Genomic DNA, 13,968 nt, shown 5'->3' on the forward strand with positions numbered 1-13,968 from the left:
TGTGCGATGAAAACACGGTGGTCTGCGCCCTGCAAAACGGCGTGGAGCAGAAAGCCCAGCTGGAGCCGTGGGTTAATGGCGCAACGGTGCTGCCGTCGGTGGTCTGGTTCCCGGCGCAGCGTGAACCGGATGCCTCCGTCTGGCTGCGCGCCAAACCGCGCCTGACGCTGCCGGACGTTCCGCAGGCAAAACGGGTGGTAGACGCGTTGCAGGGCACACGCTGTGCGGTTGAGCTGTCGGCTGATTTCGCCACTGTCGCCTGGCGCAAGCTGCTGCAAAACGCGGTGGCCGGGCTGATGGTGCTGGCCAATCGTCGTGCCGGGATGTTTTCGCGCGAGGATATCAGCGCGCTGGGGCTGGCGTATCTGCGCGAAGGCCTTACTGTCGCCCGTGCCGAGGGGGCAGCGCTCAATGATGACGTTGCGCAGGAGATCCTGGCGAACTTCCAGCGCGCCCCGGCCGATTTAGGCACCTCGATCCTTGCCGACCGTCAGGCCAACCGCCCACTGGAGTGGGATATCCGCAACGGCGTGATCCAGCGCTATGGCCGCGCGCACGGTATACCGGTGCCCATCAGCGATGTGATAGTGCCGCTGCTGGCGGCGGGGAGCGAGGGGCCGGGCTAACGGCCACTGTTTTTCCGCTCGGCAAAGTAGTGCGCGGGCGTGGTGCCCATTGCTTTGCGAAACATGGTGATAAACGCATTCACGGATTCATATCCGAGTTTTGTCGCCACATTCTGCACCGGGGCACCGCTCGCCAGCTCCTGCAGGGCGATAATCAGGTGCAGCTGCTGCCGCCATCGCCCAAAGCTCAGCCCGGTCTCGCGCTGCATCAGGCGCGCAAAGGTTCGTTCGCTGAGCGCCAGCCGTTTGGCCCAGTCTTTCAGGGTGCTTCTGTCCTCAGGGTGGCTGACCAGCGCGTCGGCCATAGCGCGTATTTTGGGATGCGCTGAAACCGGCAGGCTCAGCTTTTGCTGCGGCATGCTGGCCAGTTCATCAAGCGTTACCCGGGTGAGTCGTGCCGCGTGGCTGTCCGGCGGATAATCAACCTCTTCGCGGGTTAAACGGTCAACCAGTTCCTTAATCAACGGCGAAATCGCCAGGATGCAGCATCGCGCCGGGAGCGCCGCCGCACCGGGCTCAATAAACAGATAGTTGAGATGGGCGTTCCAGGTTGCTTTGGCACTATGCGGAATGCCGCCGGGGATCCAGACTGCGCAGTCTGGCGGCACGATCCAGATATCGTTTTCTGCATAACAGCTGACCGCGCCATAGCGGGCAATAATCAGCTGCCCTTTGCGGTGGGTGTGTACCGGCACTTCTGCAGCGTAGTCCACGAAGTCCAGATGACGCGCCACGGCAGGAGAGGCTGTGGCGTCAGGGTCATAGAGCGTATTAGCAAGTTGAGGTTTCATGCTTATGGCAACATTTAGGTATTTTTTGACAGAATAGAGTATTTAAGCGCGCTGACAAGCCGGTAATAATCCCGGCATGAACATCCTCATCTCTCGTTATTTACCAGCCGCGCTGCAAAGCGATGCCCGCGCGCTGCTCTATTCCGCAAGGACATTTGCCGCCGCGATGCTGGCATATTACATTGCGCTGTCGATCGGTCTCGACCGCCCCTCATGGGCCATTATTACCGTTTACATTGTGTCGCAGACGTCGGTGGGGGCATCGCTCAGCAGGAGCCTTTACCGTCTGGCCGGAACCGTAACGGGGGCCTGTGCCACCGTGCTGATCGTGCCCACCTTCGCAAATATGCCGATGGTTTGCAGCGTGGTGCTGACGGGGTGGATCACGTTCTGTCTCTGGTTATCCCTGCTGGAACGCACGCCCCGGGCCTATGCCTTTGTGCTGGCAGGTTACACCGCGAGCCTGATTGGTTTCCCGGCGGTCTCTGAGCCCGGTGCGATTTTTAACATCGCCGTCGTTCGGGTGCAGGAGATTGCGATTGGTATCTTCTGCGCGGCGGTGATTCACCGCTATGTATTGCCTGCGCGTATCTCCGCGCAGTTCAACAGCGCCTTATCGCAGACGCTGCGCACCGCACGCGAGCGGGTAGCCGACACGTTAGCGGGCAAACCCGGTACGGTGACGTCGCCCCTGCATTTTGCGCTGTCGCTGCAGTTCCTGCAGGGAATGAGCCATCATATCCCGTACGATTTCGCCCTTGCCGTTCCGGTACGCCAGGCCCGAAAAGCCATTCATGACCGGCTGGCGCGGTTGATTATGGTGAACTGTGAACTGCGTGACCGCTTACCCCTGACGGCGACAATGCCCGCTGAACTGCAAACCGTGCTGGACGATGTCCAGGCCTGGCTTGCATGTGACGATGAAGAACAACGAAAACAGCTGGCTGACGCCCTCATTAAGCGTTGCCAGCAGGTCGCTGACCGCGATGCTTCCCGGGCGCGGAGCCTGAAAGAGGCGGAGCGGGCAAGTTTTACCCGTTATCTGACGGAGGCCGTGCTTCTTTTGCAACAGTGCGATCGTCTTTCAGATGCGATCCACCACAGCCAGTTTGCGTCCGATCGCGTACAGAGCAGCGCGATCAAAGGCTACGTCTTCCACCGCGATCCGCTTACCGCCGCGCGCACGGCGCTGGGGGCGTTCGTCATCATCCTGAGCGGTTGTCTGGTCTGGATTTACTCCGCCTGGCCCGACGGCGGCACGGCAGTTTCGATCCTCGGTGTCTGCTGCACGCTGTTCGGCAGCTTCGACACCCCGGCGCCGCACCTCGTGAAATACATCATCGGCAGCATCTGGGGCGTAGTGATAAGCCTGCTCTACAGCTTTGCGCTACTTCCACAGGTGAGTGATTTCGCCGTGCTGGTGGCGGTACTTGCGCCAGCGTATCTGCTCGCCGGGTCGCTGCAGGCGCGCCCACCCACCACCTTTATGGCGATGGGGATCACCCTCACGCTTCCGGTGCTATCGGAGCTAAGCGCGCGCTACAGCGGCGATTTCGCCGCGGCGCTAAACACCGCCATTGCTCTCTTTTTCGCGACCGGTTTTGCCGTCATCAGCATGAGCCTGCTGCAAACCGTGCAGGCCGATGCCGCCATCAACCGGCTGCTGAGGTTGTGCCAGCGCGATATCCGCCGCAGCGTGAAAGGAAAAATGCAGAGCGATGAAACCCACTGGATCAATCTGATGATCGACAGGGTGGCCCTGTTACTGCCGCGTTTGCCGCGCAGTGGGCACGCTACCGAACAGGCGCTTAACCGACTGTTGCACGCGCTGCGGATTGGCCTCTCGGTGCGACACCTCCGCTGTACTGATATGCCGCCGGAGATTAACACGCTGCTTTATCAACTGACGACGTCAGACACCGCCGCCTTACATGAACGCCTCGCCGCCGCCATTGGCTGCCGTTTGCCTGCGGCTGATGAACAAACGCGGCAGGTTATCGGCAGGCTGGTGGATCTTCACTGCGCATTACGGGGGCCGGACGATGGTCAATGATCTCAATGTCGGGGGCGTGTTGATCCCCGGGTTACTGATGGTGGCGCTCGTGGCACTGGTCTGCACGCTGCTTCTCATACCGCTTTTCTCTCTCAGCAGGCTTTACCGCCGTTTGCCGTGTCGCCCGCTGATGGATGTTTCAACCTGGATCGTCACCTTTTACCTGCTCATGCAGGGGTTAACCGCGTTGGGGTTATTGATATGAAAGCGTTACTTTCTCTGCTGGGCCGTTATGCGCTGACGCTAAGCGCCGTTGCGGCGGCAACGTGTCTGGCGTTTATCTTGTGGAAACATTACGCCCAGACCCCATGGACCCGCGACGGACGCGTGCGGGCGGATGTGGTGCAGATAGCGCCGGACGTCTCCGGGCCGGTTATCAGCGTGGCGGTGCGGGATAATCAGTGGGTAAACCAGGGCGATGTGCTCTACAGCATCGATCCGCGCTGGCTCAAACTGGCGGTGGTCAGCGCGCAGGCGGATGTGGAGTCAAAACGCCATGAGATGCTGATGCGCCAGGATGCCGCCCGGCGACGCACGCAGATTAAGGACGCCATCTCCCGCGAGGATTTGCAGCAAACTGGCAGTGCGGCGAATGTCGCGGCAGCCAATTATCATGGCGCACTTGCCGCGCTGGCGCTGGCCGAGCTTAATCTGGCTCACGCCACCGTTCGCTCGCCAGTCTCGGGCTACGTCACGCATTTGCGGCTTCGGCCTGGCGATTATGCGACAGCGGGGGAGACAAAGGTGACCATCGTTGATGCCCACAGCTTTTGGGTGGTGGGGTATTTTGAAGAGACCAAACTGCGCCATATCCGCGTGGGGGATAGCGCGCAGGTGGCGCTGATGGGTTATGACCCTGTCCTCACGGGGCACGTGGAGAGCATCGGTCATGGGATTGGCGATAACAACGACGAGACCGGCGGGCTGGGTCTGCCCGACGTGGAGCCAACCTTCAACTGGGTGCGGCTGGCGCAGCGCGTGCCGGTGCGCATTCATATCGACAGCTTACCGAAGGGAGTTGAGCTGGTGGCGGGCCTGTCGGCGAGCGTGGCGGTGGGACAATAATCTGGGGATAGTCAGCCTTAAACACATATGCGAAACTTACCGCTTCTGAAAAAATGTGGTGGGACCCGCTCAATGTCAGAACCATCTTCGCAGTGCCTGTTTAATGAAGGAATGATCGCTTTTCCTGAGGGCTATCAGGATCGTACCGTCAATGTCTTCGCGCCGCCTGCAGCGGATGCGCCAGCATTCAACATCTCCCGCGATACCCTCAACCCCGGCGAAGCGCTTGCCGCGTATATCGATCGCCAGCTCGCCCTGATGGAAAAACATCTCAAGGGCTGGAAGCAGGCTGAACGCAGTGCCGCAACGCTCGGCGACGGCCTTTTGCAGGGTGAAATTGTCCACGCCAGCTATCTGCGCGACGGGAAACGCATCTGGCAGCAGCAGGCCGTGTTTAATGCCGAGGGCGATAACATTCTGGTGTTCACCATGACCTGCACCCGTACGCTGGGCGATACGGACTGCGCGCTGTTCGGCGATCTTCTCAGGAGCTTTCGCTTCCACCATTAACACCAGGGATAGTCGTTATGTTTGAAGCTGCACGCGTTGGTGATGATATCGGCCACTCCGGTGCGCTGGCCGGGATGATTGCCGGAACGATTGTCGGTGGCCTGATTGCCGCCGCCGGGGGCATTCTGGCGGGGGCGATGTTTATTGCCGGTCTCGGCGCATCCTGCCTTGGCGTGGGTGTGCTGCTCGTCGGCGCAAGCCTGGCCGTGGGGTATTACACCGGGGAGCTGGCGACCGCCGCCCGGGACAGTATCGCCGACGCCGGGGCATCCAGTATGACGAAGAAAGGCGTCATCACCTCCGGCTCGCCCAATGTGTTTATCAACAGCAAACCCGCCGCCATCGCGACGGACAGCGCGGTGAAGTGCTCGGACGATGGCTCGCAGCAGATGGCCGAAGGCTCTAAGCGTGTCTCCATTAACAGCCAGCCTGCGTCCCGCATCGGGGATCGCACCACCTGCGACGCGAAGGTGATGACCGGCTCGGACAACGTCTTCATCGGCGGCGATCCGCAGCAAACCCTGCCCATTCAGTCTGAAGTGCCCGAGTGGCTCTATAAAGTCTCCGATCTTACTCTGCTGTTCGCCGGGCTTCTCGGTGGCTGGGGCGGTGCGGCCGGCAAAGTCGGGGCGCTCTCTAAGCTGCTGGGCAAAATCCCTGGGATCAATAAGCTGGCCCGTATCGCCTGCCGCGCCGGCACGCTGATGACCGGCGTAGCGGCCGCGGGGATCATCGCCCGTCCGGTGGATATCGTCAGCGGACAGAAGTTTCTCAGCGGGGATGATGAGCTCGATTTCGTTCTGCCGTCACGCCTGCCGGTGCGCTGGCAGCGCTACTGGCGCAGCGGCAACCCCGGCGACAGCGTGCTGGGCCGCGGCTGGAGCCTGTTCTGGGAAAGTCGCCTGGAGCCTTATCAGGACGGGCTGGTGTGGCGTGCGCCGTCCGGCGATTACGTTGCCTTCCCGAACGTGCCGAAAGGGATGCGCACCTACTGCGAGAGCGAAAAAAACTGGCTTGAACATCACCATGACGATAGCTGGTCGGTGTATGACGTCAGCGGCGAACGCTGGCACTATGCGCCGCTGCAGGATGACGCACCGTCACTGCTTCAGCGCATCTCAGAACCTTGCGGCAACGATATTCTCTTCGAGTGGAATGCGGATAATACCCTGCATGCCCTGACCGACAGCGCGGGCCAGCGCGTGGTCTGCCGCTACGACCGTGGCAGGCTCGCCAGCGCCTGGCTGGATGACGAGATTTGCCTGGTCAGTTACGCTTATGATGAACAGCGCCAGCTGGTCTGTGTGACCGGCCGGGGCGGTAGCGTGCGCCGACGCTTCCGCTGGCAGGACGGGCTGATGAGCGCCCACGAGGACGCCAATGGCCTGCTGAGCGAATACCGCTGGCGGGAGATTGACGGCCTGCCGCGCGTGGTCGGTTTCCGCCACAGCGGTGGCGAACAACTGACGTTCGAATACGATTTTGAAAACGGCATCCGTCGCGCCATTCGTGATGATGGTGCGCAGGCGAACTGGCTGATTGACGACGACGACAACGTCGCGCGCTTCACGGATTACGACGGCCGCCAGACGACGTTTGTCTACCGCGACGGCGAGCTCAGCGATGTCATTCTGTCCGGCGGTGCGATGCGCTGCAGTACCTGGGATAAGTATGGCCGCATGACCAGTGAGACGGACCCGGCGGGCCGTCGCACAGAATATTACTGGTATCGTCTGACCGATCGCATCACCCGGACGGTCTACCCGGACGGTACTTCATCGCAGGCGATGTACGACCTTCGCGGTCGTCTGCTGTCGGAAACGGATCCGGCCGGTAACGCCACCGCGTATCACTATCCCGATGAGGAAGAGAACCTGCCTGAGAGCATCACCGATGCCCTCGGCGGCGTGGTACGTCTGGTCTGGAACATCCAGGGGCTGCTGACACAGCGCACCGATTGCTCCGGCAGCGTGACCCGTTTCAGTTACGACCGTTTCGGGCAGCTGATTGCCAGCGAGGATGCGGAAGGGAATATCACGCGTCGGGAGTGGAACAACGCGGGGCTGCTGAGTGCCGTGATCCATCCGGACGGCAGCCGCGAGTCGCTGGTGTGGAACGAACGCGGCCAGCTCACGGGCTGGCGCGACCCGCTGGAAAGCGAGGTAAGCTGGGCCTATAACGCGCTCGGTCTCCCGGTCAGCCTCACCGATCGTATTGGCCGCGTGCGCCAGTGGCGCTACGACCCGCGCGGTAACCTGCTGCGACTCGATAACGGCAACGGGGCGGAATACCGCTTCACCTATGACGCCGTGGGCCGCCCGCTCAGCGAAACGCGCCCGGACGAGACCGTGCGCCATATGGAATGGGATGCGCGAGGGTTCCTCTGCGCGCTCGAAGAAAACGGCCGACCTGCCGCCGACGGCGGCATCGCCCGTCGCGTCCAGCAGTTCAGCTATGACGACAGCGGGCTGCTGATCGGGCGAACTCAGCGCCACGCGGAGTACCGCTACGTCCGCGACCTGAGCGGCCAGATCACCCGCATCCGTCGCACCCCAACAGCCGAAGGCGTTGCGTTTGGTATCGAAAGCGATGAGATTGCATACCGCCATGATGCCGCCGGGCGCGTGCTGAGCGAATCCGGCATTAACGGCGCAGTGGGCTATGAATGGGATGCCCTGAGCAACCTGACCGGGCTGACGCTGCCCGGCGAGCAAAAGCTGGCCTGGCTGCACTATGGCTCCGGCCATGTCAGCGCCATCCGCTTCGGGCAGCAGTTGGTGACCGAGTTCACCCGCGACCGCCTGCACAGGGAAATTCGCCGCACCCAGGGCGCGCGCGAGCAGCTCCGCCAGTATGACAGCCTTGGCAGACGTACCCTGCAGCGCAGTGAGCTGAGTACGGAGGTGACCCTGCCGGAGCAGGCGATACTGGAACGTCTGTATCGCTACACCGCACGCGGTGAGCTTTCTGGCGTTAGCGACACCCTGCGCGGTGAGGTGGATTACGGCTACGACGCCGAAGGGCGTCTGCTGAAGCACTACGAGGCCCGACAGGGGCACAGCCGCGCGCAGTTCAGCTATGACGCCGCGGATAACCTCGCCGCCAATGACGATGCGGTACCGGTCACGGATAACCGCCTGCAGCACTGGCATGCGCTGTTTATGAAATACGACCACTGGGGCAACCTGGTCAGCCGCCGCAACGGACTGTATGAACAGCATTATGCGTATGACGCCGAGAACCGGCTGGTATCCGCCCGCGGAACCGGGCCGGAAGGGCGGTTTGAGGCGCGCTATCACTACGACGCGCTGGGCCGCCGTACCCGCAAAATCGTCACCACCGCGCACGGCACCACCGAAACGCGCTTCCTGTGGCAGGGCTACCGCCTGTTGCAGGAGCAGCAGCAAACCGGGCTGTGCAGTACGTATATTTATGACCCGAATGAAGCCTGGAGCCCGCTGGCGCGGGTGGATCATCTCCGAGACCAGAGCAGCGGTGAGATTTACTGGTTCAACACCGACCTGAACGGCGCGCCGCTGGAGGTGACCGACGAACGTGGTGCGGTACGCTGGAGCGGCCAGTACGGCAGCTTTGGCGAGGTGCGCCATCAGAGCGAAGGGTTCTCACGGGTTGTGAATCGCACAGCGATGGCGCACCAGCCGCTTCGCTATGCAGGGCAGTACGCTGACGGTGAAACGGGGCTGCACTATAACCTGTTCCGCTACTACGACCCGCAGGTCGGGCGGTTTATTGTGCAGGATCCGATTGGGTTGAATGGCGGGTGGAACCTTTATCAGTATGCGCCGAATCCGTTGGGGTGGATTGATCCGCTGGGTTTAATAAATGAATTTGGAATCGCAGGCTATGGAAGCCCCGTCCATGCAAAAGATGGTTTAACTGCACATGAATTATTACAAAATGCATGGCTAAGAAATAATGGCATAATAAAAGGTAGAATGTCTGGTATCGCAACTACCAACCCAGCGATAGCTTTACAAGAAAATGCTATGCATAAAACTATATCTAAATTACAGGCCAAATATGGATTGCATAATCCTAATGTATTAAAAAACCAGACCGCATTGCAGAATATAAACAGGAATACTGCAATTACTCGAAGGGGTATTTACGAAGACTTGGTGAACAACAGAGGTTGGGAACGTCAAAACGCTAAGAAGTTTGCCACTGAAACGGCAATGAAACTTAGAGAAGAGTCTATTGGGTTTGCAAGAAAAAATGGGTTAACAAAATGTTAAAATCTAATCTGATCGCTAAAATAAGTACCCTCCCTGATGGTGATATCATTGGGCGGATTGGTGGAAATATCCCTGAATTCTTTTTAGATAAACTTGATGATATTCAGGGTTATAAGTTTTATTTGACAGTTCAGAATCCTGATGATGGACATGAGTATATTACGATACTTACTCCTGAAGGATATGATGATATGATTGATAACAATATATACCCTAATTGTTCCGTAAAAGTTATTACGCATACTTTTTCTGATGAAAGCAATAATGATGCATTTACGATAAAACACATTAATAAGGCAGCTATTGTTGGGTATGATAAAGTTGAAAGTGAAGAGTTTGATTTTATCACTAAAACTGAAGAAGCAAGGTTAATACAATCGGAAGACTATTATTTTGATTCATTGCAAAAGGATGGTTATAAATTCTTCATGCAAATAGATGAAGATTATTATCCAGATGCATTGCTTGATGGTGATTACATCTTTGGTTACGGTGCTTTGTATTTGTATAAAAAAATATCCGGCGGAAATATTATAGCTGGTTTTTGGCAGTACTCGTAAAGACAAGTGATTAATATAAGCCGGATTAATATTAATTATTTCCGGCTTATATAATATAGATGATGTTTTTATGCGGAATGAATTTTTTCTTGATTTTTTACTTACGTCTATAAAATTTCTCTAATTAATAATGGTGTTATTGTCAGGCGTCAGGAAAAGAAAATTTATATAATTTAATAATACTTACGCGCCCGTGTTTAAAATTCTAACTCCGCCAAAATGTTAATGTTTAAAGCTACATAGTTTCAATTGGTTAAGAATGTAATTCGATATGCACAACAGAGTATTGTTGATATGAATATAAAGTCAATAGAAACAAAATATGATATGATTTACGGTCGTGATGCTTTAATAGTATCTAGCACCGAGCTAAAACTTTACCTCTTTATTTTTTTAGTAAAAGCTTCTTTAAGTTTATCTTTTTGTAAGCCAAGTATAAAAGATGCTCCTGATGTTCGTATTGAGTTTTTATTCAGTAACGTCGAAATGATGCCTGTATATAAAATAGATGATTATCCTTATGATGGGAATTTAAAGTCGAGCTTTGATTTAATCTAAACTGAAAGAGAAGATGATCTGCAAAGAGTAGTGCTAAGCACATACGACCACGTTTTTGATATTATTGCAAAATGTGAGGTTAATTATCTTTAGATAAAGTCGCGGGGTATATCGTACTCACCCCGTTTAGTAAAATGAGTACAAAAGGTATACAGTTAGAATTAAAGAAATTCAATTAAATTAATATGGCTTCATAAATATATTTTGAAATACAGGGTGTTAAATATGTATTGGTTAAGAATTGCTTCTGATTATCCCGATAGTTATTGGTTTGAATACCAGCACCCTGACATATCTGGAACTACTTTTTCTCAATGTAAATCAATTGAAACTTACGAGGGGCATTTTTTTTCATTAAAATCTAAGGTGAGTGAGAAGGTATTGCTTGCATATGATTTTTATTATAGTGATGGGCCTATATTCATATCATCCAGACTAGCAGCACTAATTTCTTGTTACGATGTTTTTCGGACTGATGTTCAACTTATTGACGCAACTGTATCTGTAAATGAAACCCAACATCAAGGGTATAAAATAATTAATATACTAAGAGAGGTTTCATGCATCGATATGGAAGCTTCAGAAAGCCAACCTATATTAAGTTATTTACCTAATGGTCCAAGGAAGTTTAGTAAAATAGTCTTCAAAGAAAAGGTTGTTGAAGATTTTAGTATGGCAAGATGTAGTGAATATAAATCTTGCATAATTATTTCTAATGAATTTAAAGAGTTCCTTTCTAAGAATAATGTGAAAGGAATAGAGTTTGCTGACCCTATTTATTAATGTGAGTGTGTTTTAAATTAGCCAAAATGATCCGGGGGTAATTTTCCCGGATTATAAAAACCATTTAAATTCCAATTGAATGGAATATATGTTCTTCTCATTAACTACTTGCTTTGCAAAGTATAAAAGATAAGTCTCAAGAATTGTGCGTATGAGTCGGTTAGAATACAGAAAAAATTATGGTTTAGATGACTTAATATATAAATTTATGGGTGGGTATACATTAGATGATTTTTGTGTGTATACAAGAGAATATGAAGCATCTGCGAAAGAAGAGCTTGTTTGTTATTTAGAGAGCTATCCTGTCATTAGTGATGATGATGAGGAAGTATATCCTGATTTTGTTGTCGAAAATTCGCTAGAGCTGTTTTTCTATGGAGAGCAATTTATAGATGTATTACATAATATCTCTATCCAAAGAGAAAAACCATCTGTAGAGGATTTCATATCAGGTTTAAATTTTTATCTCGAGAACGATAACTTCATAGAGCTTTGATTTAAAGAGCGAGAGAGTAATTAAAAATTGATTTTCTTAGCTTGTTTGAAGGTAGTACATACTGAGAATGTCATTTTAAATTGATTGGTTATTACTGAGGGCTATATTTATGGATGCGTCTGAGACCATTGTGAATGAGATTGAAAAAGCATTAAAACAACTTATTGTTATTTGCAATAAATACTCGCTGTCAGGGAGTTTCAGCAACGTCAATGATCTGGACAATGCCTTCCCGCCCAACTTACCTCGTTCGACAGAGGTGGAATTTTTATATGAAAATTATAATCCTGAAAAGTTAAAGATTGAAACAGGCTTCACGCCAATTAAACTTCACTCGGTAAGTGAGCTCTTGAAGGCTCAAAATGGTTATGAGTACTTACCTAACAATTACCTTGTTATTGGTGATGATTTAGGTGGAGGTAAACCTATAATTGCGGTTGTCGATGAAGGGAATACCCCTGTTTATGCAAGTTATGATGTAATTGAACCATTTAAAATAGCTGACAGTCTCTGTGGATTTATATTTTCATTAGCTGAACTCATTGATTTGGTATATGGTCAATACGATATCTTTGATATAGCAGATGATAATGATGAAGTAAAACATGGTTTTATTAATGAGTTGCGGGAAAGAATTGTGCCTCTTATCGGTAATGAAAATTTCAATGCATTTTATAATTATTTTTATGGATAAATTATTTTCTTTCAAAGTAAACCAGTACGGCGTAAATATTATTTTTTAGCGAGGTGATGTTCTCTATGATTTTTACAGGCCTTTTAAGCAAGATTTAAAAGAGTTGCGTTGTATCTTTTTTCAAGTAGAATTAATCTAATGCATGAAAGGAGATGGATTATATGCAGACTACGCGAGTAATGGGCGAAGGATATGAACCTAACGTTGAGAAGTTAGGTGACAAACTGATTTATTCATTACCTGTTGAATCGGGATTTGTCAGCTTTTATTTTGAGTTTGATATTCTTCAGACCGATCTTGACGTCCTGCTGTCCGATAATTACCGGCGGGCCGTCTTGGAAGTGACCGCACACACTTTGCTTCAGCACTCGACGTTGAAGGGACATAAACGATTTACTCAGAACGATTTTGATAACCTTATTGCCACGACCCTTCATGCATCGCAAGAGCATCTTAGCTCATTCATTTCTCAGATTAATCGGGAGCACAATATTTCGGTTGAACATTATGTGAATGACATAGTGAATACACGCATAACCAAAGGATGAATATACCGATCCCAGATAAGGTCAACATTCATCTAAAATCACGCTGTATCTACAAATCTATTCAACCTCGTGCTACCCGAAGAGGCCAAATCGATATCGTGATAACCCACGAATGCGACGAGGTGCGCTGAAGCGGGCAGTTCGACAGCTTTGGCGAGGTACGTCATCAGAGCGAAGGGTTCTCACGGGTTGTGAATCGCATGGCGATGCCGCATTAACCGCTTCAATATGCCGGGCAGTATGCTGACGGTGAAACGGGGCTGCACTATAACCTGTTCCGCTACTACGACCCGCAGGTCCGGCGGTTTATTGTGCAGGATCCGATCGGGTTGAATGGCGGGTGGAACCTTTATCAATATGCGCCTAACCCGTTGGGGTGGATTGATCCGCTTGGATTGTCTACCTGTTAATCCAAAGACTCATATGAACAGGCCAGAAATAAGGCTCTGAAATGGTTAGAAGAGCGAGGTTTTAAAGCCGAAAAAGTTAACACAGGAAAATTTGGTTCGACTAGAGGTCAACCTGTCGGGATGACAACAATTGACGGAAAAACAGGTTTTAGAGTTGAGTATGATGAGCGAAGCGGAGCTCATATCAATGTGTTTAGCGGTAAAGATAAAGGGGAGCACTTCATGTTTGATGCACCTGAATCCGTTGTAACAAAAATTCAAGATTTATTTAATTTACCATCAAAACCATGGAGAGGCTCTTAATGACGCTCGATGATGAAATCAGGAAGGAAATATCTTTGCTTCCTGAACAACCAGAAATTGTGGATGATTGGGAACACATTGCGGATGAGTTATCCGATAGTTATAGTTGGGCTGGTTCAAAAATTGACTGGTCAAAGACCAATGCTCATAGGTCTTTAGAACTACATGGAGACTATAAGGATTGGTTGGTAGATATAAAGAGATTCATTCATGATACTGATGTCCATGATGTGATGATGTAGCCCCCTGAAACACCAGACAGTAGCTGTATCTCCAGATAAGAGATAGGCTTGAATATATGTCTAACACTAACAC

General features: G+C 52.1%; 15 protein-coding genes and 1 pseudogene. 15 read left to right on the top strand and 1 reads right to left on the bottom strand.

Features of this window, described 5'->3' with window-relative positions:
- Nucleotides 1–626, top strand: a 626-nt coding sequence (locus tag AX755_RS08635; RefSeq protein ID WP_231883351.1) for an oxidoreductase, incomplete at its 5' end; no start/stop codon positions are given.
- On the opposite strand, the gene AX755_RS08640 is transcribed toward AX755_RS08635, so the two are convergent.
- Nucleotides 623–1,417 carry an AraC family transcriptional regulator gene (locus AX755_RS08640; RefSeq protein WP_062856614.1) on the bottom strand — a complete coding sequence of 265 codons (795 nt, stop codon included), beginning with the start codon at nucleotides 1,415–1,417 and terminating at the stop codon, nucleotides 623–625. The genes AX755_RS08635 and AX755_RS08640 overlap by 4 nt on opposite strands.
- A 76-nt stretch (nucleotides 1,418–1,493) precedes the next feature.
- Here AX755_RS08640 and AX755_RS08645 point away from each other — a divergent pair, with 76 nt between their 5' ends.
- From AX755_RS08645 to AX755_RS08690, 14 genes and pseudogenes are all read left to right on the top strand, one after another.
- Nucleotides 1,494–3,470, top strand: a complete 1,977-nt coding sequence (locus tag AX755_RS08645) for an FUSC family protein (protein ID WP_062856615.1) — start codon at nucleotides 1,494–1,496, stop codon at nucleotides 3,468–3,470.
- Complete coding sequence (locus AX755_RS08650) at nucleotides 3,460–3,675, top strand: DUF1656 domain-containing protein (protein ID WP_029882597.1); 216 nt, start codon at nucleotides 3,460–3,462, stop codon at nucleotides 3,673–3,675. Before AX755_RS08645 ends, AX755_RS08650 begins: the two co-directional genes overlap by 11 nt.
- Nucleotides 3,672–4,535 carry an efflux RND transporter periplasmic adaptor subunit gene (locus AX755_RS08655; protein WP_062856616.1) on the top strand — a complete coding sequence of 288 codons (864 nt, stop codon included), beginning with the start codon at nucleotides 3,672–3,674 and terminating at the stop codon, nucleotides 4,533–4,535. Before AX755_RS08650 ends, AX755_RS08655 begins: the two co-directional genes overlap by 4 nt.
- A gap of 72 nt (nucleotides 4,536–4,607) precedes the next feature.
- A complete protein-coding gene (locus AX755_RS08660; protein ID WP_062856617.1) occupies nucleotides 4,608–5,045 on the top strand; it encodes a DcrB-related protein in 438 nt (145 codons plus the stop codon).
- A gap of 17 nt (nucleotides 5,046–5,062) precedes the next feature.
- The gene (locus tag AX755_RS08665; protein WP_231883352.1) at nucleotides 5,063–9,301 is read left to right on the top strand and encodes an RHS repeat-associated core domain-containing protein; all 4,239 of its coding nucleotides are present in this window, start codon (nucleotides 5,063–5,065) and stop codon (nucleotides 9,299–9,301) included.
- Entirely contained in the window at nucleotides 9,295–9,861 is a 567-nt protein-coding gene (locus AX755_RS08670; protein ID WP_038981060.1) for a hypothetical protein, read from the top strand. Before AX755_RS08665 ends, AX755_RS08670 begins: the two co-directional genes overlap by 7 nt.
- Nucleotides 9,862–10,155: 294 nt before the next feature.
- Entirely contained in the window at nucleotides 10,156–10,419 is a 264-nt protein-coding gene (locus tag AX755_RS24420; RefSeq protein ID WP_224085048.1) for a hypothetical protein, read from the top strand.
- Between the two features lie 225 nt (nucleotides 10,420–10,644).
- Complete coding sequence (locus tag AX755_RS25325; protein WP_146095405.1) at nucleotides 10,645–11,202, top strand: imm11 family protein; 558 nt, start codon at nucleotides 10,645–10,647, stop codon at nucleotides 11,200–11,202.
- A 151-nt stretch (nucleotides 11,203–11,353) separates the two neighbouring features.
- Complete coding sequence (locus AX755_RS08675) at nucleotides 11,354–11,698, top strand: DUF7716 domain-containing protein (protein WP_038981059.1); 345 nt, start codon at nucleotides 11,354–11,356, stop codon at nucleotides 11,696–11,698.
- Between the two features lie 109 nt (nucleotides 11,699–11,807).
- Nucleotides 11,808–12,392 carry a hypothetical protein gene (locus AX755_RS08680; RefSeq protein WP_052250602.1) on the top strand — a complete coding sequence of 195 codons (585 nt, stop codon included), beginning with the start codon at nucleotides 11,808–11,810 and terminating at the stop codon, nucleotides 12,390–12,392.
- Between the two features lie 161 nt (nucleotides 12,393–12,553).
- Nucleotides 12,554–12,940 carry a hypothetical protein gene (locus AX755_RS08685; RefSeq protein WP_038981057.1) on the top strand — a complete coding sequence of 129 codons (387 nt, stop codon included), beginning with the start codon at nucleotides 12,554–12,556 and terminating at the stop codon, nucleotides 12,938–12,940.
- 131 nt (nucleotides 12,941–13,071) lie between these two features.
- A pseudogene (locus tag AX755_RS26050) lies at nucleotides 13,072–13,341 on the top strand (RHS repeat-associated core domain-containing protein); the annotation flags it as partial.
- Between the two features lie 129 nt (nucleotides 13,342–13,470).
- Nucleotides 13,471–13,653 (top strand): hypothetical protein, encoded by a 183-nt coding sequence (locus tag AX755_RS25750; protein WP_224085049.1) that lies wholly within the window; start codon nucleotides 13,471–13,473, stop codon nucleotides 13,651–13,653.
- Nucleotides 13,653–13,895 (top strand): hypothetical protein, encoded by a 243-nt coding sequence (locus tag AX755_RS08690; protein ID WP_062856618.1) that lies wholly within the window; start codon nucleotides 13,653–13,655, stop codon nucleotides 13,893–13,895. Before AX755_RS25750 ends, AX755_RS08690 begins: the two co-directional genes overlap by 1 nt.
- Nucleotides 13,896–13,968: the final 73 nt, after the last annotated feature.

This window comes from Enterobacter sp. SENG-6 (genome assembly GCF_001605945.1).
Taxonomy (GTDB): Bacteria; Pseudomonadota; Gammaproteobacteria; order Enterobacterales; family Enterobacteriaceae; genus Enterobacter; species Enterobacter cloacae.